The organism is Paraburkholderia sp. A1RI-2L (assembly GCF_048957375.1).
In the GTDB taxonomy this organism is placed as follows: domain Bacteria; phylum Pseudomonadota; class Gammaproteobacteria; order Burkholderiales; family Burkholderiaceae; genus Paraburkholderia.
The window spans coordinates 2,577,254-2,603,521 of sequence record NZ_JARBTA010000001.1 but is presented as its reverse complement, the minus strand read 5'-3'; the positions used below and the strand labels follow the sequence as shown (position 1 = coordinate 2,603,521).

Below are 26,268 nucleotides of genomic sequence, written 5' to 3'. Positions count from 1 at the left end.
GGATAATATTCGCTCCGTGATTCGATACAGGAGCAAGTCATGGCAATGACAAATGAAGCCGCGTCAAGCGGCCCTCGCGTGACGGCCTTTGCCGGCACGCGGCTAATCGCGCGCGGCGCGCCGCGCGAAGTGGCGCTGGCGGTGAAGGCTGTGCTGGAGGGTGGGGGGACCGCGCAGGTGCTGGTTTTCGACGACCGCGACGCGAAGCCGGTGGAGTTCGATTTGCGCGGCCGCCCCGCGGACATAGCCGCGCGCCTCGCCGCCGATGCGGTATGGCAAGCCCGCACTGAAGACGACCAACAAACGCAGCCTGACGACCCCGGCGAAGACGCGCCGCGCGGCCGGGGCCGGCCCAAGCTTGGCGTTGTCGCGCGCGAGGTCACGTTGCTGCCGCGCCATTGGGATTGGCTGGCGGCGCAGCCGGGCGGCGCGTCGGTGGTGCTGCGGCGGCTCGTGGAGAGCGCGCGTCATGCGAGCGAGGCGAAGGACCGCGTGCGGACGTCGCAAGAGGCGGTGCACCGTTTCATGACCGCGCTGGCGGGCAACCTGCCTGGATACGAGGAGGCGCTGCGCGCGCTGTATGCGGGCGAGCGTGCGCGCTTCGAGGCGTGGAGCGTGGATTGGCCCGAGGGCGTGCGCGACTACGTACGGGAACTCGCGCAAGGCGCGTTCGCTTGAGGCCGCAACTAGCCATAACCTGCCGGCGCGGCGTCATCATCAGCCGCGCCGGATCAGCGTATTAAAAATACCCGGGCAAAAAAAAGCCGCTCAGGCCACGTGGGCATGAGCGGGAAGTCGGAGAGTTTACATTTACAACCGCTGCATGAACTGTCATGGGGTCACGCAGTAGATGTAGTCTAGGCCGCGGCTATTTCCGTCGATATAGGAGTAGTCCGAAACACCCGTCAGGCGGGGCTTTGCGCGCTGTAGCCCGGTTCACAGGCGCGGGCTCGCAAGTCCGCCTTGCCACGCCGTTTGCGGCTCCGTACACTCGCGCGAGATTTCTCTCCCGAAAAGACGAAACCCAGACAAAACCCGACCGCACCGGCAGCCATTGCAGTCACCGGTGCAGGACGACCAACAACGGTCGACAACGGCCACAAGAGGAGCCCATGTCCGATTCATACTTTCCCCGCTGGCGCGTGCAAACGAGCGCCGCGAATGGCATCGTCGCGCCTGACGAACGCCTGCCCTGGCCGCAGATGTTTGCGATGGGCGTGCAGCACGTCGTCGCCATGTTCGGCTCGACAGTGCTCGCGCCGCTGCTCATGGGCTTCGATCCGAACCTGTGCATCTTCATGTCGGGTATCGCCACGCTGCTGTTCTTCGTCCTGGTCGGCGGGCGCGTGCCCAGCTACCTCGGCTCGAGCTTCGCGTTCATCGGCCTCGTGATTGCCGTCACGGGCTACAGTGGCCACGGGCCGAACACCAACATTCCGGTCGCGCTCGGCGGCATCATCGCGTGCGGCGTGGTCTACGCGCTGATCGGCGTGCTCGTTTCGGTCGTCGGCACGGCGTGGATCGAAACGCTCATGCCGCCCGTGGTGACCGGCGCGATCGTCGCCGTGATCGGCCTGAATCTCGCGCCTATCGCCGTGAAGGGCGTCAGCGCCTCGCAGTTCGATTCGTGGATGGCGCTCGTCACCATCCTCTGCGTGGGCGGCGTGGCCGTCTTCACGCGCGGCATGCTGCAGCGTCTCCTGATTCTCGTGGGGCTCGCGATCGCCTATGCGATCTATGCGGTCGTGACCAACGGCATGGGCATGGGCAAGCCGATCGACTTCGCGATCGTCGGCAACGCGGCCTGGTTCGGCATGCCGAAGTTCACCGCGCCGGTGTTCGATCCGCATGCGATGACGATGCTCGTGCCCATCGCCGTGATTCTCGTGGCCGAAAATCTCGGCCACATCAAGGCCGTCTCCGCGATGACCGGCCAGAACCTCGACCGCTACGTGGGCCGCGCGTTCATCGGCGATGGTCTCGGCACCCTCGTCTCGGGCTTCTCGGGCGGCACGGGCATGACCACCTACGCGGAGAACATCGGCGTGATGGCCGTCACCAAGATCTATTCGACGCTGGTGTTTGCAATTGCGGCGGTCATCGCGCTCGCGCTCGGCTTCTCGCCGAAGTTCGGCGCGGTGATCCAGACGATTCCGGGGCCGGTGCTCGGCGGCACGTCCATCGTCGTGTTCGGTTTGATCGCTGTGACGGGCGCGCGCATCTGGGTCGTCAACCGCGTCGACTTCTCGGATAACCGCAACTTGATCGTGGCCGCCGTCACGCTCGTGCTCGGCGCCGGTGACTTCTCGCTCAAGCTCGGCAATTTCGGGCTCGGCGGCATTGGCACCGCGACCTTCGGCGCGATCATTCTGTACGCGCTGTTGCGCAAGAAGCCGGCGCAGGAAGCGGCGGTTTAGGGCGAGCCATCTCTTTGCGAACGGCGCGCGTTTGGCGTCGCCACGCTGCAAATACGAATAAAAACGCGACACCCTTTATGAAAGGGCGTCGCGTTTTTTGCTCTTTGAGCATATTTGCTTGGAACTGGAGTTGGCTCAAGGATCTATTGCGACTGCGGATCACCAGCAGTGCAAATTTCATCTGATTGTGTATTTATTGGGTGAAATATGAGCGCAGCTATAGATACACCTGTCACTACTTATAGATATGGAACCCACCAGAATCTAAATCCAGAAGAATTGTTTTTCTATACCGCAGTGGAAAAGGGATTTAACCTGTTCTCAATCCTTCTTTTGCCGTTTTCAAAAGCACAGGGGAAAAAGTATGAGAAGGAAGCGCTCACGGTAGGCATGCTGGAACGCGTCATTCACCTCGGGGTGTGGGACAGCCAGAGGCTCGCTGGGTAAGCAGCCGCGTGGCATGCCCACTATCCCTTATCCCCGATTGCGTCCGCGCGTGGTCATCGCGGTTTCCGAAAGATCCACTTCGCGCATCAGCTTCGAGAGCGTCTCGTCGTTGATCGTCTGCCGGTTGCGCAGGTCGAGCAGCGTCGCGCGTTCGGCGCGCATGGCCGCGAGGCGCATCTGCAGTTCGAGCGCTTCCGACTCGCGCGCGTGTTTGGCGCGGTCGCGGTCGGCGTCGAGCGTCGCGAGGCGGCGCCGGTAGGTGTCCATGACGCGCGCCGTGACATCCGCGGCGTAGGCGGCTTGCGATTCGTCCATGTCCTCGGTGGCTTTCTCGTGCAGCCCATCCACGGCGCGAATCGCGGCTTGTGCCGCCTGGGCGCGCGCAGCGCGCTCTTCGGCTGCGTGCGCCGGATGCGCGCCGCGCTTCACGCCGCGCAGCAGCAGCGGCAGACCCACGATCGCCACCATTAGCGAGGCGAGAATCACGCCCGAGGCGATGAAAATGGCGGTGTCGCGCCCGGGCAGCGGTGCGCCGCTCGCGAGCGCCACGGGCAGCGAGAGCACGCCCGCGAGCGTGACCGCGCCGCGCACGCCGGCCACGGTTGTGATCGCCACGGTGCGCAGGCCCGGCACCGCGTTGGCCATGCCCTGTCGCGCTGCGCTGCGGCTCGCTACCCAGCGCAGCAGCCACACCCAGCCGAAGCGCATCGCGTAGAGCGCTGCGAGCACGGCGGCGATATAGCCGATGAGACGCATCATCTGCATGTTGCTCGTGTGATGCGCCTCGAGCAGCGCCTTGCCGAGAATGCCGGGGAACTGCAGCCCGAGCAGCGTGAACACCATGCCGTTGAAGACGAACTCGATCATCTGCCAGGTGCTGTTCGCGCGCACGCGCGAGGACACCGGTCCCATGTGCGCGACGCTCGCGTAGTTCATCATCATCCCGGCGGCCACGGCGGCGAGCACGCCCGAGACTTCAAGGTGCTCCGCGAAGAGATAGGCCGCGAACGGAATCAGCAGCGTCATCACGACGCCGGGCGCGGGATCGCCCTCGCTGGTCATGTTCAGAAAGCGGGCGGACGCGAAGCTGAACAGCCAGCCGATCGCCGCGCCCACCGCAAGCCCGCCCGCCGCGATCACGAAGAAACTGAGCGTGGCGTCGCGCAGCGAGAAGTAGCCGGTGAGCGCGGCGGCCACGGCGAACTTGAGCGCGACGAGGCCGGACGCATCGTTCATCAGCGCTTCGCCTTCGAGGATGTGCATGAGCTGCGCGGGAATCCTGTCCTTGCCGGCGATGGCCGAGAGCGCGACGGCGTCGGTGGGCGAGAGCACGGCGGCGAGCGCGAAGGCCACTGGCAGCGAGATCTGCGGCACGAGCCAGTGCACGAAATAGCCCACCGCCACCACGGTGAACAGCACGAGGCCGAGCGCGAGCATCAGGATCGCGCGGCGCTGCATGAAGAATTCGCGCTTGGGGATGCGCCAGCCGTCCGCGAACAGCAGCGGCGGGATGAACAGCGCCATGAAGATATCGGGATCGAACGTGACGTGCGGATTGATGTGCGGAAACGTGAGCAATGCGCCGATGGCGATCTGCAAGAGCGGCAGTGGCAGCTTGACGGGCAACAGACGCACGATGACGCCCGAAAGTGCCACGGCAAGGAGCAGAATGAGAACGGTGAAAATGGTTTCCATCGATGACGTAAGGCGAGGACGCGATGCGTACCGGTAGGGCGTCCCGGTCCCGGTAATGCGTCCTTTGAGTGTGTCCCTTTAATGCGGAAGCGTTGCGAACGAATGCGGAGGTGCCTGGCCAGCCAGGCATCGGCTGGCGGGCAGTTTAGCCCGAGGGCGGCCTCCCGCGCCGCGAAGCGGGCAGGGGCTGCGCGGATGAGTGGCACGCTCCGCGTCATGCAGGTGCGGCCGCGTGTGATGCACGAAGTTGGTGCGCCGGGAGACGTTGCATGCCCGCTGGCCGCGCATGCGCGCGGGCAGCGCGCGGCGTGCGTGCGCACGAACCTTGCTTGACCTGATCGCAGGAGGCGCAACGCAGGGACCGCCGGCACGCGTGCCGCGGCGATCAACTTGCGCGAAGAGGAAAGCATGAGCACAGAGCAACACGACAAAACGGCCACGGCGCCTCATGGCTTCGACCTGAGCGTCGCATCGGGGCTCGAGCGCTATAGCGCACATCACGGCGAGCTCACGCTCACGAGCGTGTTTCAGCCCGTTTTCAGCCTCTCGCATATGCGCGCGATCGGCTACGAAGGATTCTTGCGCGCGCACGACGCGCTCGACCGGCCGGTCTCGCCGCTCGACGTGTTCGGCGCTGCCGCGCGCGTGGGCGAGGCGCTCCAGGTGGACCGGCTCGCGCAGGCGTTGCATCTGGAGAACTTCGCGTTGCTGGGCGCCGAGCGCGAGTGGTTGTTTCTGAACGTGCATCCGGGCACGCTGACCGACCCTTATCACGCGGCGGCGCTGCTCGCGAACCTGCGGCGGCTCGATTTGCCGCCGCGGCGCATCGTGCTCGAAGTGCTCGACGTGCCGGACGCGCAGGGCGCGCAGAGTGCGGACAAGACCGGGGCCATCGATCTCGACGTGCTCGCGCACGCGGTGGCCGAGTTTCGCGAGCGCGGCTTTCTCGTGGCGCTAGACGACTTCGGCGCGGGGCATGTCGACATCGGCCGCGTGTGGCAGCTGAATCCCGATATCGTGAAGCTCGACCGCATCATGCTGCTGCACGCCGCGCATCGCGCCGACATGGCCGCGACGCTGCCCGCGCTGGTTGCGTTGCTGCACGAAGCGGGCAAGCTGGTGCTGATCGAGGGCGTGGAAACGGAGCAGGAGGCGCAGCTCGCGCTGTCGTGCAACGCCGACTTCGTGCAAGGCTTTTTCTTCGCGCGGCCCGCGCCGGGTCTGACCGACGCGGTGCACGCGCAAGCCGTGATCGCCGAGGCCACCGAGCGCTATCGTGAGCAGACCGAAGCACGCGAGCGCGGCACGGCAAGCCGTCTTGCACCCTACGTGCGCGCGTTCGAGCGCGCGGCCGAGCGCCTTGGCGCAGGCGAAGCGCTGGAGGAGGTGTGCTGGAATTTCCTCGCGCTCGATCACGCGGCGCGCTGCTTCCTGCTCGACGCAAACGGGCGTCAGGCGGGGTGCAACGTGGTGCTGCGCGTGGACCGCGCCGAGCACGATGCGCGCTTCCTGCCGCTCGACGACGCACAGGGCGCGAACTGGCTGCGCCGACCGTACTTCCGCGCCGCGCTGGTGGCGCCGGGACGTGTGCACACGAGCTCGCCGTATCTCTCGATCAACGAGGCGCTGCCGTGCGTGACGCTCTCGATGGCGGTGCAGGTGGGCGACCGCCTGTGCGTGCTGTGCGGCGACGTGGATTGGTTTGCTGAAGAGCCGGCCTGAGCGCGGGCCGGACGGACCGAAGAGATCGACTATCGACGAAAAAACGGCGCGAGTGTGAGGCACTCGCGCCGTTTGCATCTTGACGACCGCGCCGCCTACTTCGCAACCACCACGGGAATGCCGCGCAACGCACCCACACCCTTGAACGACGCAAGCGCCTCGTCGACAGCCGCGCTCGTCTTCACGTCGATGTTCAGGCGCGTGGCGAGTTCGCGTTCGCTGCGCTTGACCGAGGCGAGATTCGCGAGCTTCACGTGGCCATAGCCGCGCACGCGCTGATGCAGGCTCGCGAATTTTGCGAGATCGGCGGCCCGGTCGGCGGTATCGCCGGCGGTGACATTCGCGAGCGCGCCGCGCAGCGTCGCCTCGTAGTCGTCGGCGAGGGCGCGTTCCATGCGCCGCTCGAGCGTCTTGCCGAACGGGTCGAGCCACGTGCCGCGCAAGCCGCGTCCCTTCGCGAGCAGCGCGAGCCCGGTCCATAGCCACTGGCCGAACTGGATCTTGCGCGGATGCTGGCCGTTCTTCTCGCGCGCGACGAGCGGCGGCGCGAGATTGAACTTCACCGTGAAGTCGCTGCCCGCACGGCCTTCGAACTGCGCTTCGAGCGAGGTGCGGAAGGCCGGATCGGCGTGCAGGCGCGCCACTTCGTATTCGTCCTTCACGGCGAGCAGCTTGTAGAACGTGGCAGCGACGGCGCGCGCGAGCGCCTGATCGGCGGATGAATCCGCGCGGCGCGCGGCATCGACCAGCGCGCGATAACGCTTCACGTAGCGCGCGCCGCCATAGGCGAGCAGACGCTGCTCGCGGTCGGCGATCAGTTCGTCGAGCGTTTGCGTGAGCTTGCGCACCGTGGCCTTCGCAGCCGCCGTGCGCTGCATGTCCAGCGCTTCGAGCGCGGTGGCGTCGGCGGCGGCGAGTCGCCCGATCGAGAACGCGAACAGGTTCGCCTGCACGGCCACGTTGTTCAGCTCGATCGCGCGCGTGAGCGCCGCGAGCGACACCGGCACGAGGCCGAGCTGCCACGCGAAGCCGAGCATCAGGATGTTCGCGCCGATCGTGTCGCCGAGGAAGCGTTGCGCGAGCGCCTGGGCATCGCACGTCGAAAGCGGATCTTGAGCCGGCGTTGCGCCGTTAGTGGCCGCATGGCGCATCTTCGCGAGCAGGGCGTCGGCGTGCAGGTTCGCCTCGGGGTTCTGCACGAACGCCGCGTTCGGAATCTCGTGCGTGTTCACGACGATGCGCGTGCGGTCGTGGCGCACGGTTTGCAGCGCGTCGGCGCTAGCGCCCACCACCATGTCGCAGGCGAGCAGCAGGTCGGCCTGCTGCGTGTCGATGCGCACCTGGTTGAGCAGCGCATCGGTCGCGGCGAAGCGCACGAACGACAGCACCGAGCCGCCCTTTTGCGCGAAGCCCATGAAGTCGAGCACCGAAGCGCTCTTGCCCTCCAGATGCGCGGCCATGCTGATGAGCGCGCCCACCGTCACCACGCCCGTGCCGCCCACGCCGGTCACGAGAATGTCGTAAGGCGCGTTGTCCAGATGCGTGGCCGGAACCGGCAGCGCATTCACGCGCGCCGCGAGCGCCTGCGGATCGAACGCGGCGCCCGCGGCCTTCTTGAGCTTGCCGCCTTCAATGGTGACGAAGCTCGGGCAGAAGCCGTTCACGCACGAATAGTCCTTGTTGCACGACGACTGATCGATGCGGCGCTTGCGGCCCAGTTCCGTTTCCACGGGCTCGACCGAGAGGCAGTTCGACTGCACGCCGCAATCGCCGCAGCCTTCGCAGACTTCCTCGTTGATGAAGAGGCGCTTGTCCGGATCGGGGAATTCGCCCTTCTTGCGGCGGCGGCGCTTTTCGGCGGCGCAGGTCTGGTCGTAGATCAGCACGGTCACGCCCGGCGTGTCGCGCAGTTCGCGCTGCACGGTGTCGAGCTCGCTGCGGTGATGGAAGGTCGTGCCCTTCGGGAACATGCCGTGATGGCCATCGTATTTCTCGGGCTCGTCGCTCACCACCACGAAGCGTGAGACGCCCTCGGCCTCCACCTGGCGCGCGATCTGCGGCACGGAGATGCTGCCGTCGACGGGCTGGCCGCCCGTCATCGCCACGGCATCGTTGTAGAGGATCTTGTAGGTGATGTTGGCCTTCGCGGCCACGGCCTGGCGAATCGCAAGGATGCCTGAATGAAAGTAGGTGCCGTCGCCGAGATTCTGGAACACATGACGCGTGTTCGTGAACATCGAATGCGAGGCCCAGTCCACGCCTTCGCCGCCCATCTGGATCAGGCCCGTGGTGTCGCGTTCCATCCACGAAGCCATGAAGTGACAGCCGATGCCGGCCTGCGCGATCGAGCCTTCGGGCACCTTGGTCGAGGTGTTGTGCGGGCAGCCCGAGCAGAAGTAGGGCGTGCGCTTCACGGCATCGGCGACGTTCGAGAGAATCTGCGGCGCGACGAGATCGACCACGCGCTCGCGGCGGTCGAGCGCGGGTTTGTGCTGCGCGAGCCACGCGGCGAACACGGGCAGGATGCGCGAAGGGCGCAATTCGCCCAGATCGGAGAGCAGCAGCGTGCCGTCCTCGGCGTGCTTGCCGACGATAGCCGGGCGCGCACCGTCCTTGCGGTTGTAGAGATGGTCCTTGATCTGCTGCTCGATGACGGGGCCCTTCTCTTCGATCACGAGCACATTGGCGAGCCCCGAAACGAAGGCGTCGATGCGCGACATCTCCAGCGGGAACGAAAGCCCCACTTTGTAGATGCGCACACCCGCGCGGTCGAGGTCGTCGACCGTGAGGTCGAGGCGGCGCAGCGCTTCCATGAGGTCGAGATGCGCCTTGCCGCAGGTCACGATGCCCACGTCCGCGTGGGGGCTCGGCGCGATCCACTTGTCGATGCTGTTCGCGCGCGCGAAGTGGCGCACGGCGTCGAGCTTGGCCGCGAGGCGCTGCTCGATCGAGAGGCTCGGCAGATCGGGCCAGCGATTGTGCAGGCCGCCGGGCGGCGGCGTGAAGCCCGATGTTGCCAACTCAGGCGCCTGCCAGTCGGTTTTTACAGCATCGAGATCGACGGTCGAGCCCGATTCCACCGTTTCGGAAATCGCCTTGTAGCCCACCCATGCGCCCGAGTAGCGCGAGAGTGCCCAGCCGTACAGGCCGAACTCGAGCATGTCGGCGATGTTCGACGGATTCACGATTGGCATGTGCCACGCCATCATCGCGAAGTCGCTCTGATGCGGCATCGACGACGACACGCAGCCATGATCGTCGCCCGCCACCACGAGCACGCCGCCGTGTGGCGATGAGCCATAGGCGTTGCCATGCTTGAGCGCGTCGCCGGCGCGGTCGACGCCCGGGCCCTTGCCGTACCACATCGCGAACACGCCTTCGACGGTGCGCTCGGGGTCGGCTTCCACGCGCTGGGTGCCGAGCACGGCGGTGCCTCCCAATTCCTCGTTGATGGCGGGCAGGAAGCGCACGTCGGCGGCTTCGAGCAGCTTCTTCGCCTTCCACGCCTGCTGATCGACCATGCCGAGCGGCGAGCCGCGATAGCCGCTGATAAAGCCTGCCGTGTTCAGCCCATGCGCGCGGTCGAGCGCGCGCTGCATGAGCGGCAGGCGGATGAGCGCCTGGGTGCCGGTGAGGAAGATGCGGCCGCGCGTGGCGGTGAGGTTGTCGGTGAGCTTGTAGTCAGCGAGAGGGGGCGTGGCAGGCGTGTCGCCGAACGCGGGGCGCGCGGTCATGAGGAGTCTCCGTTTTGTCGATCGCAGTTGGCGCTTCAGCGCTTACTGCGATCCCATGCAAGGCTATTGCTGTCGCACGCCCTTCGTGGAGGGCGGCGAGGAAGACTCTATTTTTTCTCGCCAATGACGGAAATATTTTGCTAACTCACCAGGCGCGGCAGGTATTCGCGCGATAAGCTACCCGTCACGGGGTAATTTTGAGAAGGATTTCCCCTACAGCGTTTCGGACGCCCGGGAGGAACCGGCTTCAGATCACGCTCGGCCCGTATGGCCTGGCGTCGTCGAATTCCACGACCTCGTGAAAGTGCGTGTAGTCGATGGTGCTCACGCCGTTCACGTCGCTCATCAGATCGACGTAGCGGTATTGCCAGCGGATTTGCGCATCCGACCAGATATGGCGCGCCTGCATGGTCTGCGCGGTCGACTCGTCCGAACCTTCGATCACGACGTGCAGCGCCGCGCTCTGGTTCGCGAGCATGTCGGGCGTGGCGCCGAACAGCGGGCTCGATTCGTCGATCACGTGCATGAGATTCCAGCCGAGCGTGAAGAGCGGATGCTCCGAGCGCACGAGCTTGAGGTCGTAGATGCGCCGCGCGGTGTAGCCGTCCGACGAGGTTTCGACGCGGATCAGGCGCAGCTTCGCCTGCGCTTCGGCAATCACGTTCTGGCGCGCGTTGGCGGCGCGCGCCATCAGCGTCAAGCGGCCTTCGATCGGATGCACGACCACCTGGTTCGCAAACAGGATTTTGGCGCGCGGGCGCGAGAAGCGCGCGAACACGAGCCCCGTGGCCAACGCGACCCCCGACATGCCGACGAAGATCTCGAGCGTCGCGACGAGGTGGGCATAGACGGTTTGCGGATGCATGTCGCCGTAGCCGACCGTCGCGAGTGTCTCGACGCTGAAGAAGAAGGCACCGAGAAAGCCTTGCGGAAACTGGTTGGCGATGGGCGCATCGCCCAGCTGATAGAGGCACGCGAAGAGGCCGTTGAGCAGCACGAAGAGGCCGGCGAGCGAGGCGAAGAACGTGAGCCAGCGCATCTGCAGCGCGAAGTGATAAAAGTCGCGCCAGGTCTGCACGGGCATGCCGTAGACGAGAATTTTCCGCGCGCCGAATTCCAGTGTTCGCGCGGTACGGCGAGGGGCCTCTTCGGGTTTGGATTTGGGTTTGGGCGTGGCCGATGCCGACGCAGGGGATGCGCCCTTGCACAGCGTGTCGGTCGAGGTTTCCTCGGGCTGCACATCCGCCGCGTTCGCGGGCGGCGCGTGGGCGGCGGAAGCGTCCTGTACGGCCTGCATGTCGGCGCCGGCATTTTCGCAGGCGTCGCGCCCCGGCATTTCGGATGTCATGGTGGTCCCTTCTTCAGGGGGGAGCGAAATGAGGAGGCAAGCGTAGCAATCCCGGAGATGCAGGGCAAGCCGTCGCGCGCGCAGCGCTTCTGTGCGGGATCAAGCCAGGTTCAAGCCAAAATTCGGATGCGTGCGGCGCGAGTGCGCCGGTCACGGAAATGCGTGCGGCTTGGGAATGCCAGCGCCGTGCTCGATGTCGGCGATGGCCTGGCGGCGCGCGGCATCGACGGCTTCGGCGGAGGCCTCGAAGCCCGCGTTGCCGCCAATCGTGACCCATGGCTGCACGGGCTTGTCGCGGTGCGTGATCTGGTATTCGGCGTCCCAGCGCGCGCCCTGCAGTTCGAGCGGATGCACGTGGATAGCGTAGACGCCGTAGAGAAAGAGTTGTTCGGCCATGTTCGTCTCCTGCCGGCCGGAGCAAGCGCGCTTTGGCGTCATGGCTGCCGGCCGAAGAGGACCGCCGGGGACAGGATCGCCGCCCCGCGCGGTTCGAGATTGCCTCTCTTGCGCCTTACAGTTCGAGTTCGCCGAGAATGCGATGCGCGAGCGCCTTCGCTTCTTCGAGCGCTTCCTCAGGCGTGCCAGAGGCGCTCTCTACTTCGTAGATGGCGTTCTCGAGCTCCTCGCCGTCGTCGCGCGCCAGGGAGACCAGGCCCTGGTACTGGCCGGCGTTCATGGGCCGCACGGAGGCGACTGCCGTATAGATCCCCTTGGTGTAGCTGACGTCTTCCATGGCGGGCTCCTCGTGAAAGGAGCTTCCATGCTAGCACGTTGATTCTTCGCCTGCGGGGCACGCTCGTGACGCTGACAAGGCGCTTTCATGTCAGTGTTGCGCCGCGCATCGCGCGCGGCGCGGGTTGGGCCAGTGCGTTAATCCGCGAGTAGCGCGACGACCTCGTCGAGCGTGGGCGAATGCGCGCCGGGCCGGCGGCACGCGGCGGCGCCGGCGGCGAGCGCGAACGCCAGATGCTGGCGCCACTCGCGCCGCGGCGCGCTCATCAGGCTGAAAAGCAGCCCGCCGATGGACGCGTCGCCCGCGCCCACCGTATCGGCCACCTCGACGCGCGGCGGGGCCGCTTCGATCACCGCATCGCCGGCATAGAGCGTCGCGGGCTGCGAGCCGCGCGTGACGAGCAGCGTCGCGGCGGGGTTTAGCGCACGCATCGCCGCGATGGCCTCGGCTTCGCTCTTATCGGCGAACAGCATGCGCAAATCTTCGTCGGACACCTTGATGAGGTCGGCGAGCGCGGCCATGCGGCGCAGGATCGGCTCATAGCCGTGCGCCATCAGGTTGCGGTAGTTCGGGTCGAAGCTGATCTTCACGCCGGCCTCGCGCAATTGCGCCGCGAGCGTCGCGAGCGTTTCGCCGAGCGGCTGGCGCACGAGGCTGATGCAGCCGAAGTGCGCCCACTTCGCGTGCGCGCGCCAGCCTTCGGGCAGCTTCGCCGGATCGAAGGCGAGGTCGGCGCTGTTCTCGCCGATGAAGTAGTACGCGGGCGGATGCGTCTGGTGCACGATCGCGAGCAGCGGCGCGCGCTCGACGCGCTGCATGAAGCGCATGTCGAGGCCGGCGGCGACGCTCGCGTTCCAGAGCTCGTCGGAGAAGTTGTCGGTGCCGAGCGCGCCCGCGCATGCGGTTGGCAGGCCGAGGCGCGCCACCGCGCGCGCCACGTTCCAGCCGGCGCCGCCGGGATGCGCGCGCCAGTGCGAATCCATGCCCGGCGCGCTCGACGCGTGCGGCGCGCCTTCGGGCGCGGGAGCGCGCACGAGATCGGTGAGGATGTCGCCCGCCGAGATGAAGGCGGGGAAGCCGGACGAGAAGTCGGGGCCAGTGTTGCAGGTGCTCATCGCTTGTTCCTTCTCAATTCCTTCGCTGAATCTTCGCTGATGCTCAGGCGTTGCCGTCGGTGCCGGTGGTGCAACTGGCTTGCGCGAACGCCGCTTCGCTGCCTGCCGCGGTGCCGATGACGGGCGCCATGCCGCGGCCCGGCAAGGCGTTCAGGACTTCGTAGCATGCGCCCATCGTGTGGTAATCGGTCTTGCCCGCAGGGCTTTTCTCGTCACTGTACTTGCGGTTGTCGCAGGTGAGTATGCGGTACCACGCGCCGAAACGATGATCGACGAAATGCGCCCAGCTGTAGCGCCAGATCTCGTCGTGCCAGTCCCAGAAGCGCTCGTTGCCGGTGCGCTTCGCGAGCAGCGCGGCGGCGGCGAAGGTCTCGGCCTGGACCCAGAAGTACTTGTCGTGGTCGCACACCGTGCCGTCCGGGCCGAAGCCGTAGTAGAGCCCGCCGTGATCGTCGTCCCAGGCGTGCGCCATGGCCGCGTCGAACAATTCGATCGCGCGCGGCAGCAGCCACGGCAGCGGACGATGGCGCTCGAGAATCATGAGCAGCTTTGCCCATTCGGTTTGATGCCCTGGCTGGAAGCCCCACGGACGGAAGATGTTCGAGCTGTCCTCTTCGTTGTAGTGCCAGTCCACCGACCAGTCGGCGTGAAAGTGCTCCCACACGAGACCTTGCGAGAGCTTCGCCTGGCGCAGCGTGATGTTCGATGCGACGCGCTCGGCGCGGTCGAGATAGACGAGGTGGCCGGTCGCGTCGTAGGCGGCGAGCAGCGCCTCGGTGGTGTGCATGTTCGCGTTCTGGCCGCGATAGCTCGACATGATCCAGTCGGCGCTGGCCTCGTCGGCGTAGAGGCCCGCCGCGCCGTCCCAGAAGCGGTGCTCCATGAGCTCGAAGGTGGCGCCGATCATCGGCCGGGCTTCTTCGATGCCTGCCATCGCCGCGTGCGCATAGGCGAGCAGCACGAAGGCGAGGCCATAGCAGTGGCGCGTGGCGTCGAGCGTGCGCTTCTTGCCGTCGCGCCAGTCGATCTCCCAGTCGTAGCCCTCGTGATGCGGATCCCAATGGCCTTCGCGCAGGAACTGCAGGCCGTGGCGCGCGTATTCCAGGTGGAGCGGGTCGCCGAACTCGCGGTACGCCATCGCGTAATTAAAGACGAAGCGGCAACTGCTCACGAGGTGGCGCGAGTGGGCGTTGTAGATCGAGCCGTCGTCACGGAAGTAATGGAAGAAGCCGCCGGTGCCGTCGAACACGTTGGGCGCATAGAAGCGCAGCGTGTCCTCGACGTGGCCGAGCAGGAACGCGCGGTCGCGAAAGCTCGCGACCGCGGGTGCGCCCGCAGCGGCTGCCGGGGCAAGCCTGGCCGGTTGGGAAGAGACCGCGTTGGAAGGCTTCGTCATGGCTTTCTCGTCTGGGCTTGGCCTGGCGTGACGGCTGACCAGGCTTGGAGTGGATTCTGCAGGACGGCTTCGGCAGGCGGCCCGGTCCGCGACAAGGTGCTTGCCGCCGCCTCGGTGCGTTCGCTGGCGGCGGTGCTCGCGCGCTCGATGAGCCGCACGGGCAGCACGATTTCGTTGGCTGCGGGTGCTTCTTCGAGCAGCAACTCGACGCCGCGCCGCCCGAGCGCTTCCTTGTCGACGGCGATGGTCGAGAGCGCGGGCGCGGCGTGCGACGCGCCGGCAATGTCGTCGAAGCCGATGATCGCGATGTCTTGCGGCACGCGCAGGCCGGCGGCCTGGCACACGCGCATGGCGGCGAGCGCGGCGGCATCGTTGAAGGCGAACACGGCGTCGGGCAGCGGGCCGCGCGCGCTATGCGCGGCGTCGAGCAGACGCTGCATCGCGAGCGCCGCGCCGGTGTCGGGATCGAGCCCGCCATCGATGCAGGTTTCCAGCGACGGATCGAACAGCAGCCCCGCTTCGAAGAACGCGCGCCGATAGCCGAGCGCGCGCCGGGCGATGCTGTAGTGCGCGAGCGAGCCGCCGATGAACGCCACGCGCCGGCGCCCCTTGCTGAACAGATGATGCATGGCGAGCGCCGCGCCCGCCGCGTTGTCGATGTTCACCGAGCGCAGGCCCTGCGCCCACAGGTCGATCAGCACGAGCGGGCGATGCAGCGCGACCAGCGCGGCGAGCGTCTCGGGCTCGACGAAACCGGCCACGGCGATGGCGTCGGGCGCGTGCAGGCGCAGTTGCTGGATGGTGTCGTCGGTGGGACCGGCGGTGAGCAGGGCGGGCACGATGCCGTGCTCGCGGCAGGCGTCTTCCACACCGTGCAGGACGTGCGAGAAAAACGGGCTCGCGGCGAAGTTGTTGTGCTGGCGGTGCAGCAGGAACGTGAGGCGGCGGATGCGCGGGCGCAGTTGCCCGCAGTCGTAGCCGAGCGAGCGCGCGACTTCGACGATGCGCGCTCGCGTGGGCTCCGACAAGCCCGGTTGGTTCTTCAGCGCGCGGGAGACCGTGCCGATCGACACGTTGGCCGCCTGCGCGACGTCACGAATGGTTGTCCCCATGGTCCCTGTGCGCGCTTGCTGATGCCGCGCGGCACGCGTGCCGCGATATGGCCAGATGTGCGGCGATTGTATAGTAAAAATATGGCCGCGCAACCTTGAAATGCCGCATAAACCGCCGGTAAATACCCGTAATTACGTGAACAAACGTAGATTTACATGTTTAGTAAAAACAGATAAACAGACCGCGGGAACGTCAGTTGCACACTGCCGCAGGTCATTGCTTTACCCGGAGGGTCCCTTGCGCGGCATATCCCTATTGCTATTTTTGGTCCTGCTTCTGGTTGCCTCCGTCCCTGCGTGGCCGTACAGCCGTACATGGGGCTACGGGCCATCTGGCACCGTGGGCGCCGGGGTGATCGTCATGTTGTGGCTCGTGTTGACCGGGCAGGTCTAGACGCGCATTGCCATGTTTCCCATGCAAAGGCAAAGAGGCCGGCGTGGATCACTCCGCGCCGGCCTCTTTGATTGATGCGCCGGTGGTTTCCGGGCGCCGCTTCGCCTGCGGCTTGTCGATTATTGCCTTCCTCCCGCCACTGCCCGCTCGCCGCGCGCCGCGCGCGACTCGTCGCCGGCTTCGGCGTGCTCGACGCTCATGTCGCGGGCGCCCCAGCGCTGCGCGAGCGCTGCGCATACCATCAGCTGGAGCTGATGGAACAGCATGAGCGGCAGCACCACCGCGCCCACGGCGTTCGAGGCGAAGATCACCTTGGCCATCGGCACGCCGGACGCGAGGCTCTTCTTCGAGCCGCAGAAGATGATCGTGATCTGGTCGGCGCGGGAAAAGCCGAGCTTTTTGCTCGTGAACATGGTGGCGCCGAGCGCGAGCGCGAGCAGCACCGCGCTGATCACCACCAGGCCGCCGAGCGCCGCAATCGACGTATGGTGCCAGAGCCCCTGGTTGATCGCCTCGGAGAACGCGCCATAGACCACCAGCAGGATCGAGCCCTGATCGACGAACTTAAGCACGCTGCGGTTGCGCTCGATCCAGCGGCCGATCACGGGCCGCAGCAATTGCCCCGCGACGAACGGCACGAGCAACTGCAGCACGATGTTCCAGACCGTATGCCAGGCCGATGTGCTGCCCGCGGCCTGGTTCGTGACGACGAGGCTCACGAGCGCGGGCGTGACGAAGATGCCGATCAGGCTCGACGCCGATGCGCTGCACACGGCGGCGGGCACGTTGCCGCGCGCGATCGAGGTGAACGCGATGGACGACTGCACGGTCGAGGGCAGCGTGCACAGGAACAGCACGCCCATGTAAAGCGTGGGTGTGACGAGCGGCGAGAGCACGGGCTTGAGCGCGAGCCCGAGCAGCGGGAAGAAGATGAACGTGCTCGTGAGCACGACGATGTGCAGACGCCAGTGCGTGGCGCCCGCCACGATGGCTTCGCGCGAGAGCTTGGCGCCGTGCAGGAAGAACAGCAGACCGACCGCGACGTTGGTGAGCCAATTGAAAGGCTTGGTGGCCAGGCCGTGCACGGGCAGCAGGCTGGCGAGAATCACCGTGCCGATCAGGCACAGCGTGAAGTTATCGGGCAGGAATTTCGGACGAACCATCGATCAGTCTCAAGTGCGCACCACGGCGCACTTTCATTCGGTCGGGGCGCCACGGGAGGAATCAGGGCCTCTATTGTCGGCCCAGCGCGATTGAAAAAGCAAATTCATTTGAAGAATCGATTAATGATCGTTTTGCATGAGAGGACGGCTTTCAGAAACAACCGCCATGGTGTGGCCGACGCGAGACAAGGGGGGGCGAGCGGGCATGGGCGCCATTCATTCGTCATGCAAAACACCCGGTGCGAAACGCAGCGCAGCGAAGGCGCGCCCGTTGCCGGCAAAGCCCCGCCGGACGGGCTTCCGGCAGCTTGGGCGAGGCTGCTCGCAAGCATGAAACACGCCCGCACGTCATGTCCCCAAAGACCAAAAAATCGTGCAGTAACATGGTGTTACAACCCTTCCGACGGCATAACATTTTTTGGCTCGACACCCTTTCAGGACGCCCATAAATTACCGTCAAGGAAGAGTCAAAAACCGTTGCGGCAGCAATTGTTGCGTGACATATACGCTTCCCGGAACGGCTCGCCATGGCCCGAATGGCGTTAAGCCATGCTGAACGTCGGGCAGGTGATCGACACACAATGCGCGCAGGGTTGTCAAAGATTGGACAGTGGGGCTTGGGGGCCGGATTAGCGGCCCTCGTTGTGTTCGCCCATGTCCAGCCTGCCCTGGCCGGTCACGGTGGCGGCGATTTTCATGGCGGCGGCTTTCAGTCCGCGCCCATGATGCGCGGAGCTTCGCGTCCGGCCATGCCAATGCAATGGGGTAGCCCGCGTGGCGGCAGCGCGGGTTACGGCCGCGCGCCAGGCGGACATTACAGTGGACACTACGGTGGCGGGCCGATGCGCGTGGCCGACCAGGGCGGCTGGCGCGAGCGTCAGGGCGCTCACTCGCAGGAGCGCCGTGCCGGCGGTTTCAACAGCAACCCCTATGGCAATGGCTTCGGCGGCTATCACAGCCCGATTCAGCCCGTGAGCGCGGAATCGCGTCAGGTCCCCCGTCCGCCGGCCGATTCGCCGGTACGCGCCGGCTCCATTCGCGAAGACGTCGCGCGCTACAACGAAGAGCGCAGCACGTTCCGCCCATTCCAGCGCGGCGGCGGCGAGGTCCCGCGTCCCCCGATGCCGGCGCCTTATCGTAACTAGGGCCGCTACCCCCGCTTTTCACGCAGTTCTCCAGGCATCTTCTGCCGCTTCCCATCGGCGCTTTTCGCGCGCGCTGCAGGCAGCATCGATCAAATCGGATCCCGCGTCAGCCCAACCGACCGTCCGGACGGCGTGTCCGGTCGATATCGCTCGTCCCTGCGAGTCTCAAAACTGACGCGTGGATACCACACTTTGTCGGAAATTTCTCGTCATACCATACCCTTTCATCATCAAATTCCGGCTTCATGAGGATGGTGCCCGGACGGCGGAGCCGCAGAGCAGCAAAAAACGGGCCGAAGTCCAGTCCACGCGGGTGTCCGGCCTGGCGCCGGCGTTGCCGCACCCCGGCAAAACGGCTGCTGGAACCGGTCGAACCGGGGTTTGCCGACAGCAAACTATGCGGATCGATATACCGGCGATAACAATCGATATTTTTGTCCATCAATCTGGTCCGCAAAGATGGTCCCGCCCAGAACGGCGACGCCAGCGAACGGCGACATAACAAACGGTTTGCACGAGCGCCAAAGCCGCCAACCAATCACTTTTTTGACAAAGAGACAGGAGAACCCATGAAAAAAGCCGTCAGCCGCGCGCTGCGCACGCCTCTCAAGGCGGGTGTCATTGCCGCCATGCTTGCCGCCGCATCGTCGTCGGCATTCGCGCAGTCGAGCGTCTCGCTCTATGGCCAGGTCGACGAATGGGTCGGGGCCACGCGCTTCCCGGATGGCAAGACGGCCTGGAACGTCGGCGGCGGCGGCATGTCGACGTCCTACTGGGGCTTGAAGGGCGCTGAAGACCTGGGCGGCGGCTATAAGGCGGTCTTCAAGATGGAAAGCTTCTTCCGCGCGCAGAACGGCCAGTTCGGCCGCTTCCAGGGCGACACCTTCTTCGCACGCAACGCGTATGTCGGCATCGAGTCGCCGTTCGGTACGGTTGTGGCGGGCCGCGTGACGACGCCGCTGTTCATCTCGACGATTCTGTTCAACCCGTTCGTCGATTCGTACACGTTCTCGCCGATGATCTTCCACACGTACCTCGGGCTCTCGACGTTCCCGAGCTACACGACCGACCAGGGCGCGGTGGGCGATTCGGGCTGGAACAACTCGATCCAGTACTCGACGCCGAACTTCAACGGCCTGTCGGGCACGGCTGTATACTCGCTCGGCAACACGGCTGGCCAAAACGGCAAGAAGAAGTGGAGCGTCCAGGGCCTGTACTTCAATGGCCCGTTCGCCGCCACGGCGGTCTGGCAATACGTGAACTTCAACAACACGCCGGGCGACATCGGCAGCATCGTAAGCGGCGATACGGTCATCCAGGGCCTGCGCAGCCAGAGCATCGGCCAGGTGGGCCTGTCGTACGACCTGAAGTTCGTGAAGTTCTTCGGCCAGTACATGTACACGAACAACAACAGCGACCTCAACAGCTGGCACGTGAATACGGCGCAGGGCGGTGTGACGGTGCCGCTCGGCACGGGCACGGTGATGGCCTCGTACGCGTACTCGCGCGACAGCGGCGGCCTGAACCAGACACGCTCGACCGCGGCGATCGGCTACGACTACCCGCTTTCGAAGCGCACCGACGTCTACGCGGCCTATATGTACGACCACTTCGACAACATGTCGTCGGGTCAGACCTACGGCGTGGGCCTGCGCGCCAAGTTCTAAGCGCCCCCGAGCCTGAAGCCCATAAGGCAGAAACCCCGCGCTGTCCGCAGCGCGGGGTTTTGTTTTTTTGAGCGGCATGCACAATCCTGGGGACGGGTTTTTGATGAATTTGAATTTGGCGAAAAGGGCGGCGTGATGGATACCCTTGTCAGCATGAAAGTGTTCCGGCAGGTGGTGGAGGCGGGGAGTTTCGTGGCGGCGGCCGAGCGCATGGACATGTCCGCCGCCATGGCGAGCAAGCACGTGATGCATCTCGAGCAGCAGCTCGGCGCGCGCCTGTTGAACCGCACGACGCGCCGCGTCGCCCCCACCGAGGCGGGCCGCGAATACTACGAGCGCGTGGCCCAGGCGCTCACCGAGCTCGACGAAGCAGGCCAGGCCGTGGGCGCCGCGAGCGTGGTGCCGCAGGGGCGCCTGCGCGTGTCGTCGCTCACGGCGTTCGGCCTGCGCCACGTGATGGGCGCGGTGGCCGATTATGCGGCCGGCTTCCCGCAGGTCACCGTCGACATCACGCTCTCGGACCGCGTTGTCGAGCTGATCGACGAAGGCTTCGACGTGGCGATTCGCGCGGCGCCTTCGGGGCTGAAGGCGTCGTCGCTGATCGCGCGGTCGCTCGCGACCGCGCATATCGTGCTGTGCGCCGCGCCCGAGTATCTGCGCCGCCACGGCGTGCCGAAGAGCGTCGCCGATCTCGCGCAGCACAAGTTCGTGCATTACGCGGGCGCCTCGGCGGCGGAGCTCGCGCCGTTCGCGGAGGGCGGCGCGCGGCAGGTGCGGCCCAAGCCCGGCGGCAATCTGATCGTCAATCACCTGGAGGCGCTGCGCGTGGTGCTGCTGCAGGGCGGCGGGCTCTCGATGCTCGGCACCGAGGTGATCGGCGACGACATCGCGCAAGGCCGCCTCGTGCCGCTGCTCGTCGATGCGCTGCCGCCGCGCGAGCTGCCCATCTATGCGGTCTACGCGAGCCGCCGGCACTTGTCGGCGAAAGTGCGCTCGTTCGTGGATTTCCTCGCGGAGCGCTTTGGCGAGCGCCCGTTATGGCCGGGCGTCGAGGAGATTCGCGAGGCAGCGGCTCGCGCGGCTGCGAACGGGAAGGCGTAAGCAGGCGGCGCGCGCCCGACGCCGCCGCAGCGTTTGCGGAATCAGCCGGCCGCGTCAGCGCGCGATCCCGATCCCGATCCCGAGCCGCGCGCGGGTCTCGTCGTACTCGCTCTTCAGGCGCGCGACGAGTTCGGCGACCGAGGGCACATCGTCCATCAGCCCCACGCCCTGGCCCGCGCCCCAGATGTCTTTCCAGGCCTTGGCCTTGTCGCCGCCGAAGTTCATCTTCGATTTGTCCGACTCGGGCAGCGCGTCCGGGTCGAGCCCCGCGTTGACGATGCTCTCGCGGATGTAGTTGCCGTGCACGCCCGTGAACAGGTTCGTGTAGACGATGTCGGCGGCCTTGGCTTCGAGGATCGCGTGCTTGTACCCTTCCACGGCATGCGCTTCGCGCGTGGCGATGAAGCGCGTGCCCATGTAGGCGAGATCGGCGCCCATGGCCTGGGCGGCGAGGATCGAGCCGCCATTGGCGATCGCGCCCGAGAGCACGATGGGGCCGTCGAACAGGCGCCGCACTTCGCCCACCAGCGCGAACGGCGAGGTCGTGCCAGCGTGCCCGCCCGCGCCCGCCGCAACCAGAATGAGGCCGTCCACGCCCGCTTCGAGCGCCTTGCCGGCATGGCGCAGATTGATGACGTCGTGCAGCACGACACCGCCGTAGCTGTGCACGGCGTCGAGCAGCTCCCTGGGCGGCGCGCGCAGGCTCGTGATGAAGATCGGCACCTGGTGCTCCACGCACACGCGCACGTCGTGCTCGAGCCGCGTATTCGACTGATGCACGATCTGGTTCACGGCGATCGGGCCGATCACGGCGTCCGGGTTCGCGGCCTTGTGCGCGGCGAGCTGCGCCTGGATCTGCGTGAGCCATTCGTCCAGCCGTTCGGCGGGGCGCGCATTGAGCGCCGGAAACGAGCCGACGATGCCGGCCTTGCACTGCGCGAGCACGAGTTCGGGGTAGCTCACGATGAACATCGGCGCGCCGACGACAGGCAACGAGAGGTTCTGCAAGACGGCGGGCAATGCCATGGCGAGGTCTCCTGGCAAGTCGAGGGAGTGTTCGGTTTCTAGCTTTTCGTGCCCGAATTTGCGATGGCGCATTGCGCCCCCCTCCTACAATACCCTGAGACCAACAAATAGACGATGGAGACGCGACATGCCGTTCGACGGATACACGCCTTTCACCGTTCGCACCGCGGATGGCGTTGAGATTCACGGACTCCGTGGCGGCGAGGGGCCGCCGCTGCTGCTCCTGCACGGCCATCCGCAGACGCACATGATCTGGCATCGCTGTGCGGCGGATCTCGCGCAGCACTTCACGGTGATCGCCACCGACCTGCGCGGCTACGGCGCGTCGTCCAGGCCCACGAGCGACGCGAGCCACGCGGCCTATTCGAAACGCGCGATGGCCGCCGACCAGGTCGAGGTCATGCGCCACTTCGGCTTCGAGCGTTTTCTCGTGTGCGGGCACGATCGCGGCGCGCGCGTCGCGCATCGCATGGCGCTCGACCACGCCGACGCCGTCGAGCGGCTGATGCTGCTCGACATCGCGCCCACGCTCGCGATGTACGAGCAGACCAATCGCGAGTTCGCCACGCTCTATTTCCACTGGTTCTTCCTGATCCAGCCCGAGCCGCTGCCCGAGGCGCTGATCGGCGCGAATCCCGACGCCTATATCGAGCGCGTGATGGGCAGCCGCCATGCGGGCCTGGCCCCCTTCGCGCCCAAGGCGCTCGGCGCTTATCGCGCGGCGCTGCGCCAGCCCGGCGCGGTGCACGCGATGTGCGAGGACTACCGCGCTTCCGCGACCATCGACCTCGACCACGATCGCGCCGATATCGAGCGCGGCCACAAGGTCGCGTGTCCGCTGCGGGTGCTGTGGGGCGAGCATGGCGTGGTCGAGCGCTGCTTCGAGCCGCTCGCGGAGTGGCGCAAGGTGGCGCGCGACGTGAGCGGCCGCGCGCTGCCGTGCGGCCACTACATTCCCGAGGAAGCGCATGAGGCGCTGGTGGGAGAAATGCTCTCGTTCTTCGAGGCGACCGAGCGTCAGGAGTGAGTGCGTCACGCGCCGCGCCGACGCGTTCAGCCGAGCGGCGGCAGGCGGCGCGCCACGGGCGTGGACTTGACGATGGCGGTGCTGGTTTCCGCGCGCTCGGTGACCTTGTTGAGGATTTCGTCGAGCTGGTCGATCGAATGCAGATAAAGCCGGGCGATGAAGCAGTCGTCGCCGGTGACCTTGTCGCACTCGATGAACTCGGGAATGCGGCGGATCACTTCTTCGACCAGATGCAACTGCCCCGGCAGGGGCTTCACGCGCACGATCGCCTGCAGCGTATAACCGAGCGCGCGCGGGTCGATGCGCACGGTGTAGCCGCCGATCACGCCCTGAGCTTCGAGTCTGCGCAGGCGCTCCGATGTGCTCGGCGCGGAAAGCCCGATCTGGCGGGCCAGGTCGCTCACGCTCGCGCGGCCATCTTCGGCGAGCGCGGCGAGCAACGCGCGGTCGATCTCGTCGAGCGCGATGGGCGCAGGCGCGGCGGGGCGTTTGTTCATGGATTCACCTGCATGTTCGCTTGCATATTTGTTTGCCAGCCTTCGATTCGAAGGCAATTTAATCTATCGACCTTAGTTTAGCCATGTATTCCGCGCTTCGTGCTGAGTAAACTTTCAGGCAGATACTCACGCGGAGCACCCAGTCATGTCTTCCCCAGAAGTTCGCCGCGGCGCGGCCGAGATGGTCGCCGCGATGCTGATGTCCGGCACCATCGGCTGGCTCGTCGTCGATTCGCAGCAGGCGCCGATCAACGTGGCGTTCATGCGCTGCGTGCTCGGCGGCGCGACGCTGGCGCTCGCTTGCGCGGCGCTCGGCCTGTTACGGCGCAGGCTGCCCTGGCGCACGCTCGCGCTCGCCATGGCGGGAGGCGCGGCCATCGTCGCCAACTGGGTGCTGCTGTTCGCCGCCTATTCGCGCGCCTCCATTTCGATGGCCACCGCCGTCTACAATACGCAGCCCTTCATGCTCGTCGGCCTCGGGGCGCTCGTGCTGGGCGAGCGCGTGAGCGCATCTACCGTCGCATGGCTCGCGCTCGCCTTCGTCGGGCTCGTGGGCGTGGTCGAAGTGCAGCCGGCCGTGCTGGCCGTGCCGGGCGAGTATTTGCAGGGCGTGGCGTGCGCGGCCGGCGCCGCGTTCCTCTACGCCATTTCGTCGATCATCACGCGCCGTCTCAAAGGCACGCCGCCGCATCTGATCGCGCTCGTGCAGCTTGGCTTCGGCGCGCTCGTGCTCGCGCCGTTCATCCGCTACGACACGCTGCCCGCCACGCCCGTGCACTGGGCGCAGATCGCCACGCTCGGCATCGTGCACACGGGCGTGATGTACGTGCTGCTCTATGGCGCGATCCAGAAGCTGCCCACGGCAATGACCGGCGCGCTTTCGTTCATCTACCCCGTGGTGGCGATCTTCGTCGACTGGCTCGCGTTCGGGCAGCGCCTCGCCTGGATCCAGGTCGCAGGCGCGGCGCTCATCCTGCTTGCGGCGGCGGGCGTCAATCTCGGTTGGCGGATCGTGCCGCCGCGGCGCAAGGCGTCGTCCGCTTGAGGCGCCATTGGCGTGACCTGATGTGCGCGGCGAGTCACGAATGTGGCGTGCGCGGCGTTGCGGGCACGCTGGCCGCATAATGTCGCGGTTTCCCGACCACGACGATGCACCAGCGCATGACCCTCTCCGACGCCAGCCACGACGAAGCCGAACTCAAGCGCGCCAAGCGCCGCGCCCTGCTGCTGCTGGTGGCGGCTGCGCTGGTGTTCGTCGCCATGGCGCTCGCGCCGCCGGGCGTGGTGGTCGACGGCATCAAGGCGGTCAGCGAAGCGTCCATGGTGGGCGCGCTCGCCGACTGGTTCGCCGTGGTCGCGCTGTTCCGGCGCGTGCCGATCCCGTTCATCGCCGCGCGCACGGGCGTGATTCCGCGCAACAAGGATCGCATCGCCGACGAGCTCGCCGTATTCGTGCACGACCGGTTTCTCAACGTGGATGCGCTAGTCGAGCTGATCCGCCGCCACGACCCGGTCGAGCGCCTCTCGTCCTGGCTCACCGCGCCGAGCAACGCGCAGCATCTGGGCGACTACGCGGTGCGGCTGATGTCGGGCCTGCTCGGCCTCACCGACGACGCGCGCATCCAGGCCTTCATCCGCGACGGCCTGCACGCGGCGCTCGACAAGGTCGATCTTTCGAAGTCGGCGGGCGCGCTGCTCGACACGCTCACGAAAGACGGTCGCCATCAGGAACTGCTCGACAAGATGCTCGATCAGCTAGGCGCCTTGCTGGCCGAGGAGAGCACGCGCACGTTCGTGGCGGCGCGCATCGTCGACGGGCTCAAGGGCGAGTTTCCGCTGACCGAAAAGCTCCTGCCCTCGGAATGGATCGGCGACAGCGGTGCGCGCGTGCTGGAAAGTGCGGTGAACCGTTTGCTGCTGCAGGTGAGCGCGGACCGCGAGCACCACTTGCGCCAGAAGTTCGACGAGGTGGTGCATAAGCTCGTGGTGCAGCTGAAAAGCGATCCCGCGTTCCTGCGCAAGGGTGAGGAGCTGAAAGCCAGCCTGCGCGAAGGCAGCGCGCTCAACGAGTACACCGGTGCGCTATGGGGCAGCCTGCGGGCGTGGCTGCGCGACGATCTGGATCGCCCCGATTCGACGCTGCATGCGAAGGTGGTGGCGACCGGCCGCTGGCTCGGCGAGTCGCTGGCCGCCGACGCGGATTTGCGCGAGTCGATCAACCGCCATCTCGAAGACGCCGCGCGTGCGATGGCGCCCGATTTCGCGCGCTACCTTACGCATCACATTCGCGACACGGTGCGGAACTGGGATACGCGCGACACCGCGCGCCTGCTCGAGCTGAAGATCGGCAAGGACTTGCAGGAAATCCGCGTGAACGGCACGGTGATCGGCGGGACGATCGGGCTCGGGTTGTACTTGTGCTCGCACCTGTTCGAATGGTTGCGCCTGCAACTCGGCTGGTGAAATGTTCGTGAACGTGTGGCGCCGATTATTTGCCACGATTCGCCACGATTTTTAATCGATTCGGAT

At 66.2% G+C, this 26,268-nt stretch carries 23 protein-coding genes; 11 read left to right on the top strand and 12 right to left on the bottom strand.

The genetic code is table 11. The annotated features are described in order from the left end of the window. Positions 1 to 39 precede the first annotated feature (39 nt). The 3 genes from PWP93_RS11895 (at position 40) to PWP93_RS11885 (ending at position 2,864) form a co-directional block, all read left to right on the top strand. A complete protein-coding gene (locus PWP93_RS11895) occupies positions 40 to 678 on the top strand; it encodes a DUF2239 family protein (RefSeq protein ID WP_421044614.1) in 639 nt (212 codons plus the stop codon). 434 nt (positions 679 to 1,112) lie between these two features. After that, a complete protein-coding gene (locus PWP93_RS11890; protein WP_421044613.1) occupies positions 1,113 to 2,417 on the top strand; it encodes a solute carrier family 23 protein in 1,305 nt (434 codons plus the stop codon). A 207-nt stretch (positions 2,418 to 2,624) separates the two neighbouring features. Continuing rightward, the gene (locus tag PWP93_RS11885; RefSeq protein ID WP_421044612.1) at positions 2,625 to 2,864 is read left to right on the top strand and encodes a hypothetical protein; all 240 of its coding nucleotides are present in this window, start codon (positions 2,625 to 2,627) and stop codon (positions 2,862 to 2,864) included. A gap of 27 nt (positions 2,865 to 2,891) precedes the next feature. Here the strand turns inward: PWP93_RS11885 and PWP93_RS11880 are convergent, their stop codons facing one another. Then, positions 2,892 to 4,559 (bottom strand): Na+/H+ antiporter, encoded by a 1,668-nt coding sequence (locus PWP93_RS11880; RefSeq protein WP_421044611.1) that lies wholly within the window; start codon positions 4,557 to 4,559, stop codon positions 2,892 to 2,894. A 408-nt stretch (positions 4,560 to 4,967) separates the two neighbouring features. Between PWP93_RS11880 and PWP93_RS11875 the strand changes: the two genes are divergently transcribed. After that, positions 4,968 to 6,281 (top strand): EAL domain-containing protein, encoded by a 1,314-nt coding sequence (locus PWP93_RS11875; RefSeq protein WP_421044610.1) that lies wholly within the window; start codon positions 4,968 to 4,970, stop codon positions 6,279 to 6,281. A gap of 95 nt (positions 6,282 to 6,376) precedes the next feature. On the opposite strand, the gene PWP93_RS11870 is transcribed toward PWP93_RS11875, so the two are convergent. The 7 genes from PWP93_RS11870 to PWP93_RS11840 form a co-directional block, all read right to left on the bottom strand. Continuing rightward, positions 6,377 to 10,015, bottom strand: a complete 3,639-nt coding sequence (locus PWP93_RS11870) for an indolepyruvate ferredoxin oxidoreductase family protein (RefSeq protein WP_421044609.1) — start codon at positions 10,013 to 10,015, stop codon at positions 6,377 to 6,379. Positions 10,016 to 10,262: 247 nt separating this feature from the next. Next, complete coding sequence (locus PWP93_RS11865; protein WP_421044608.1) at positions 10,263 to 11,363, bottom strand: ion channel; 1,101 nt, start codon at positions 11,361 to 11,363, stop codon at positions 10,263 to 10,265. Between the two features lie 150 nt (positions 11,364 to 11,513). Further along, positions 11,514 to 11,759: a hypothetical protein gene (locus tag PWP93_RS11860; RefSeq protein WP_213297956.1), complete on the bottom strand. Its 246-nt coding sequence runs from the start codon at positions 11,757 to 11,759 to the stop codon at positions 11,514 to 11,516. Positions 11,760 to 11,874: 115 nt separating this feature from the next. Next, entirely contained in the window at positions 11,875 to 12,096 is a 222-nt protein-coding gene (locus PWP93_RS11855; RefSeq protein WP_421022806.1) for a hypothetical protein, read from the bottom strand. Positions 12,097 to 12,233: 137 nt separating this feature from the next. Further along, the gene (locus PWP93_RS11850; RefSeq protein ID WP_421044607.1) at positions 12,234 to 13,211 is read right to left on the bottom strand and encodes a carbohydrate kinase family protein; all 978 of its coding nucleotides are present in this window, start codon (positions 13,209 to 13,211) and stop codon (positions 12,234 to 12,236) included. Positions 13,212 to 13,254: 43 nt separating this feature from the next. Beyond that, positions 13,255 to 14,607 (bottom strand): AGE family epimerase/isomerase, encoded by a 1,353-nt coding sequence (locus tag PWP93_RS11845; protein ID WP_421044606.1) that lies wholly within the window; start codon positions 14,605 to 14,607, stop codon positions 13,255 to 13,257. After that, a complete protein-coding gene (locus PWP93_RS11840; protein WP_421044605.1) occupies positions 14,604 to 15,719 on the bottom strand; it encodes a LacI family DNA-binding transcriptional regulator in 1,116 nt (371 codons plus the stop codon). Before PWP93_RS11840 ends, PWP93_RS11845 begins: the two co-directional genes overlap by 4 nt. Positions 15,720 to 15,774: 55 nt before the next feature. On the opposite strand from PWP93_RS11840, the gene PWP93_RS11835 reads away from it, so the two are divergent. Beyond that, positions 15,775 to 16,113, top strand: a complete 339-nt coding sequence (locus tag PWP93_RS11835; RefSeq protein WP_421044604.1) for a DUF3309 domain-containing protein — start codon at positions 15,775 to 15,777, stop codon at positions 16,111 to 16,113. Positions 16,114 to 16,232: 119 nt separating this feature from the next. On the opposite strand, the gene PWP93_RS11830 is transcribed toward PWP93_RS11835, so the two are convergent. Beyond that, positions 16,233 to 17,276, bottom strand: coding sequence for a bile acid:sodium symporter family protein (locus PWP93_RS11830; protein ID WP_421022811.1), 1,044 nt, complete (start codon positions 17,274 to 17,276; stop codon positions 16,233 to 16,235). A 749-nt stretch (positions 17,277 to 18,025) separates the two neighbouring features. On the opposite strand from PWP93_RS11830, the gene PWP93_RS11825 reads away from it, so the two are divergent. Next, positions 18,026 to 18,421, top strand: coding sequence for a hypothetical protein (locus PWP93_RS11825; protein ID WP_421022812.1), 396 nt, complete (start codon positions 18,026 to 18,028; stop codon positions 18,419 to 18,421). A gap of 106 nt (positions 18,422 to 18,527) precedes the next feature. Here PWP93_RS11825 and PWP93_RS11820 read toward each other — a convergent pair whose 3' ends face one another. After that, entirely contained in the window at positions 18,528 to 18,863 is a 336-nt protein-coding gene (locus PWP93_RS11820) for a hypothetical protein (protein ID WP_421044603.1), read from the bottom strand. Between the two features lie 127 nt (positions 18,864 to 18,990). Between PWP93_RS11820 and PWP93_RS11815 the strand changes: the two genes are divergently transcribed. Continuing rightward, positions 18,991 to 20,088 (top strand): porin, encoded by a 1,098-nt coding sequence (locus PWP93_RS11815; RefSeq protein ID WP_421022814.1) that lies wholly within the window; start codon positions 18,991 to 18,993, stop codon positions 20,086 to 20,088. Between the two features lie 135 nt (positions 20,089 to 20,223). After that, complete coding sequence (locus tag PWP93_RS11810; protein ID WP_421044602.1) at positions 20,224 to 21,189, top strand: LysR family transcriptional regulator; 966 nt, start codon at positions 20,224 to 20,226, stop codon at positions 21,187 to 21,189. Between the two features lie 54 nt (positions 21,190 to 21,243). Here the strand turns inward: PWP93_RS11810 and PWP93_RS11805 are convergent, their stop codons facing one another. Next, entirely contained in the window at positions 21,244 to 22,215 is a 972-nt protein-coding gene (locus PWP93_RS11805; protein WP_421044601.1) for an NAD(P)H-dependent flavin oxidoreductase, read from the bottom strand. Between the two features lie 127 nt (positions 22,216 to 22,342). Between PWP93_RS11805 and PWP93_RS11800 the strand changes: the two genes are divergently transcribed. After that, complete coding sequence (locus PWP93_RS11800; protein ID WP_421044600.1) at positions 22,343 to 23,242, top strand: alpha/beta fold hydrolase; 900 nt, start codon at positions 22,343 to 22,345, stop codon at positions 23,240 to 23,242. A 26-nt stretch (positions 23,243 to 23,268) separates the two neighbouring features. On the opposite strand, the gene PWP93_RS11795 is transcribed toward PWP93_RS11800, so the two are convergent. Continuing rightward, entirely contained in the window at positions 23,269 to 23,739 is a 471-nt protein-coding gene (locus PWP93_RS11795; RefSeq protein ID WP_421044599.1) for an Lrp/AsnC family transcriptional regulator, read from the bottom strand. Positions 23,740 to 23,884: 145 nt separating this feature from the next. Between PWP93_RS11795 and PWP93_RS11790 the strand changes: the two genes are divergently transcribed. Next, on the top strand, positions 23,885 to 24,784 hold the full coding sequence (locus PWP93_RS11790) for a DMT family transporter (RefSeq protein WP_421044598.1): 900 nt from the start codon (positions 23,885 to 23,887) through the stop codon (positions 24,782 to 24,784). Positions 24,785 to 24,900: 116 nt separating this feature from the next. Continuing rightward, positions 24,901 to 26,202 (top strand): DUF445 domain-containing protein, encoded by a 1,302-nt coding sequence (locus tag PWP93_RS11785; protein ID WP_421044597.1) that lies wholly within the window; start codon positions 24,901 to 24,903, stop codon positions 26,200 to 26,202. Positions 26,203 to 26,268: the final 66 nt, after the last annotated feature.